The 3,439-nt window shown below is 60.7% G+C and carries 3 protein-coding genes; 2 read left to right on the top strand and 1 reads right to left on the bottom strand.

Annotated elements, in window-relative coordinates; all coding sequences use genetic code 11:
• Positions 1-145: 145 nt before the first annotated feature.
• On the bottom strand, positions 146-1,075 hold the full coding sequence (locus D6877_RS17250; RefSeq protein ID WP_016775227.1) for a hypothetical protein: 930 nt from the start codon (positions 1,073-1,075) through the stop codon (positions 146-148).
• Positions 1,076-1,383: 308 nt separating this feature from the next.
• Here D6877_RS17250 and D6877_RS17245 point away from each other — a divergent pair, with 308 nt between their 5' ends.
• Together D6877_RS17245 and D6877_RS17240 are read left to right on the top strand one after the other, a co-directional pair.
• Positions 1,384-2,067: a response regulator transcription factor gene (locus tag D6877_RS17245; RefSeq protein ID WP_016775228.1), complete on the top strand. Its 684-nt coding sequence runs from the start codon at positions 1,384-1,386 to the stop codon at positions 2,065-2,067.
• Complete coding sequence (locus D6877_RS17240) at positions 2,045-3,439, top strand: HAMP domain-containing sensor histidine kinase (protein ID WP_123442155.1); 1,395 nt, start codon at positions 2,045-2,047, stop codon at positions 3,437-3,439. Before D6877_RS17245 ends, D6877_RS17240 begins: the two co-directional genes overlap by 23 nt.

Here is a 3,439-nt window from a genome sequence, read left to right as displayed (position 1 = left end):
AAAAAGCCGCTTTCACCCGAAGATGAAAGCGGCAGAGGCATCCTGCCTCAGAGGGATCAGTGCACGAACAGGGCGATCAGGATGATGATCGGGATCGGTACGCCGAGGAAGAACAGCAGTAATGAGCGCATGGTGACTCTCCTTTTTAACGGACCGGAGTGGTAGTGGTGTAGGTGTCGACTTCAACGTACTCGACCGCATCGCGACGACGACCGCCGAAAGTGGCTGCCAAGCTGGCGAAGAACGCACCGGCCAGCAGCGCGACGAACATCCACAGCGAGGTGTAGGCAGCGACTTTCGCGGCGGTGTCGGCAGCTTGCTGGGCTTTCAGTTTCGCGTCAGCGATGGCTTTCTGGGTGTTGGCGTAGATTTCGTCGACACGACGTTCAGCATCGGCCTGGCTCAGGTTGGTACGTTGCGACACCAGTTGTGCGAGGTAGGTGCGGTCTTCGGCGCTGAGCTGACCGTTGGCCAGGCTCTGGGCGAAGATGCGGGTCACGGTGCCGCGTGCGGCGTCGTCGCTGACGGCTGCAGGACGATCATCGCGGAACAGGCTGTCGACGAAGTAACCGTACTGATCGCTGTCAGTGTTGGCTGCGGCAGAACCGGCGGCTTGGCTCATCGCACCGGCAGCACCGCCGACGACGTTAGCCCCAGCCTGCACACCGCCGCTGACGACGCTGCTGACCGAACCGACCACCAGCACAGCGGTGACCAGCGTGGCGACGCACCAGGCGAGGAAGCCGTGGGCGGTGTCGCGGAAGTAGACTTCGTCACCGTGCATGTTGGCCCATTTCACCCGCAGACGACCGGCAATGTAGCCGCCCATGCCGGAAGCAATGATCTGCGTCACGGCCAGCCAGACAATCGTCGAAATGCCCAGGCCCTTGGCGCTGACGCCCTCTCCGGCCCACGGTGAAACAGCCGAAAAGCCCAGACCGAAACCGAGCAGCACCAGAATCATCGACAGCGCAGCGGCCGCCGCAGCACCGGCGAAAATCGCGCCCCAGGACACGCCTGAGACGCTGCTCGACTCTTCCACGGCAGGATAATAGCCATCAGGGGATCTATTCATTGTTGTACTGCTCCAGGCATGAAAAATGGTGTTACAACTCGTCAGGTGAGGAATTGCAGTGACCGTGCCAGTTACAGAAACTAAATAAACCCTTTATTTTCAACAGGTTATAAAGTTTGAACTTCGCTGATCCGTGCAATTTGCAATAAACGGTCAGCGCCTGCGGGTTTTCTGCATTGATGACTGACTGCCAAATCCGATCAGTTCCGATTCACCGTCGCGACGAAGATGAAAGTTAATTTAAAGCGTCACGGTAAATTCTTGGCAAAATGCTGCCATTCCGTTTGAACCGATCAGCAGGCCTGCCTATGACTCGTATCTTGACCATCGAAGACGACGCCGTGACCGCGCGGGAAATCGTTGCCGAACTCAGCAGCCACGGGCTGGACGTCGACTGGGTCGACAATGGCCGCGAAGGCCTGGATCGAGCCGTGAGCGGCAACTACGACCTGATCACCCTCGATCGCATGTTGCCCGAGCTGGATGGTCTGGCCATCGTCACCACCCTGCGCACCATGGGCGTGGCGACGCCGATTCTGATGATCAGCGCCCTCTCCGATGTCGATGAGCGCGTGCGAGGTTTGCGCGCCGGTGGCGATGACTACCTGACCAAACCGTTCGCCACCGATGAAATGGCCGCGCGGGTGGAAGTGTTGCTGCGCCGACAGAACAGCGTCGCCACCCAGGCCACGACATTGAACGTCGCTGACCTCGAACTCGACCTGATCAGCCATGAAGCCCGCCGCGCCGGACAGGTGCTGACGCTGTTGCCCACCGAATACAAACTGCTCGAGTTTCTGATGCGCAACAGCGGCCAGATTCTCTCGCGGATGATGATTTTCGAAGAGGTCTGGGGTTATCACTTCGACCCGGGCACCAACCTGATCGACGTGCACATCGGCCGTCTGCGCAAAAAAATCGACGCAGCCGGCAACGTTCCGCTGATCCGCACGGTACGGGGCTCCGGCTATGTCATTGCCGAACCCGTCTGACGGCTGGCGCTCGTCCAGCAGCCGCTTGCTGGCGCTGTACAGCTCGCTGTTCGTGGCGTGGAGCGCGATCCTCATGGGGGTCATGTACTACGAGGTGTCCGGCTACCTCGACAAACTGGCCAAACATTCGTTGATGCAACGCCAGCACCTGTTTTCGCACTTTCGCGGCGAGCAACTCGAAGACGCCCTCGCCGCCAGCATGACCTTCGATATTCGTGGTATCGACGCCTATGGCCTGTTCAGCGCTGACGGCGTTTACCTGGGCGGCGCACTCCAGCAAATTCCTGAAGGACTGCCGCTCGACGGCAAGATCCATATGCTCGCCGAGTGCGCCGATTCCGATGACCCGACCCTGCCGAGCGACAGCTGCGATGCCGTGGCCACCCAGACTCGCGACGGTCGCTGGCTGGTGCTGCTGCGTGACAACGGCTCGCTGTTCGCGGTGACGCGGATTATTTTGCACGCGTTGTTCTGGGGCGTGTCGCTGACGATCATTCCCGGGGTCGCCGGTTGGCACCTGCTGCGGCGTCGACCGTTGCAGCGCATCCGCGCGATCCAGAACAGCGCCCAGGCCATCGTTGCCGGCGACCTGACGCACCGCTTGCCGCTGTCCAATCGCCGCGATGAACTGGACATGCTCGCCGCCATCGTCAACGCCATGCTCGAGCGCATCGAGCGCTTGATGAACGAGGTCAAAGGCGTCTGCGACAACATCGCCCACGACTTGCGCACTCCCCTGACCCGCTTGCGCGCGCAGTTGTATCGCATGCAGCAACAGGCCGGCGAAGGTTCGCAGGAAGCGGCGCAACTGGATCTGGTACTGGCTGAGGCGGACACGCTGATGGCGCGCTTTCGCGGCTTGCTGCGGATTTCCGAACTGGAAGATCGCCAGCGCCGCTCAGGTTTCGTCGAACTTGATCCGGTGCGTTTGCTGGAGGAATTGCACGAGTTCTATCTGCCGCTGGCCGAGGAAGGCGATCTGCGCTTTCAGTTGAACATGCCGGAGACACTGCCGCCGCTCAATGGCGACCGCGCGCTGCTGTTCGAAGCGCTGGCGAATCTGCTGAGCAACTCGATCAAATTCACCCCGCCCGGCGGCACGGTGATGTTGCGTGGTGTCAATGCGAATGGGCAGACGCGGATCGAGGTTCACGACTCAGGACCGGGGATTCCCGAGGCGGAACGTGAGGCGGTGTTCCAGCGTTTCTATCGCACCGAGGGCGGCCAGCCACAAAGTGGTTTTGGACTGGGGCTATCGATCGTCGCGGCGATTGTCAGCTTGCATGGCTTCAGTCTTGAAGTCGGCAGCAGCGATCTGGGCGGGGCGAAACTGGTGCTGGATTGTCGGCAGAGTTTGATCAGCCAGGCCTGA

The organism is Pseudomonas sp. Sample_9 (assembly GCF_004307535.1).
In the GTDB taxonomy this organism is placed as follows: domain Bacteria; phylum Pseudomonadota; class Gammaproteobacteria; order Pseudomonadales; family Pseudomonadaceae; genus Aquipseudomonas; species Aquipseudomonas mercuritolerans.
Note: the sequence above shows the minus strand (reverse complement) of the source record. Positions and strands in the feature narration are given on the sequence as shown.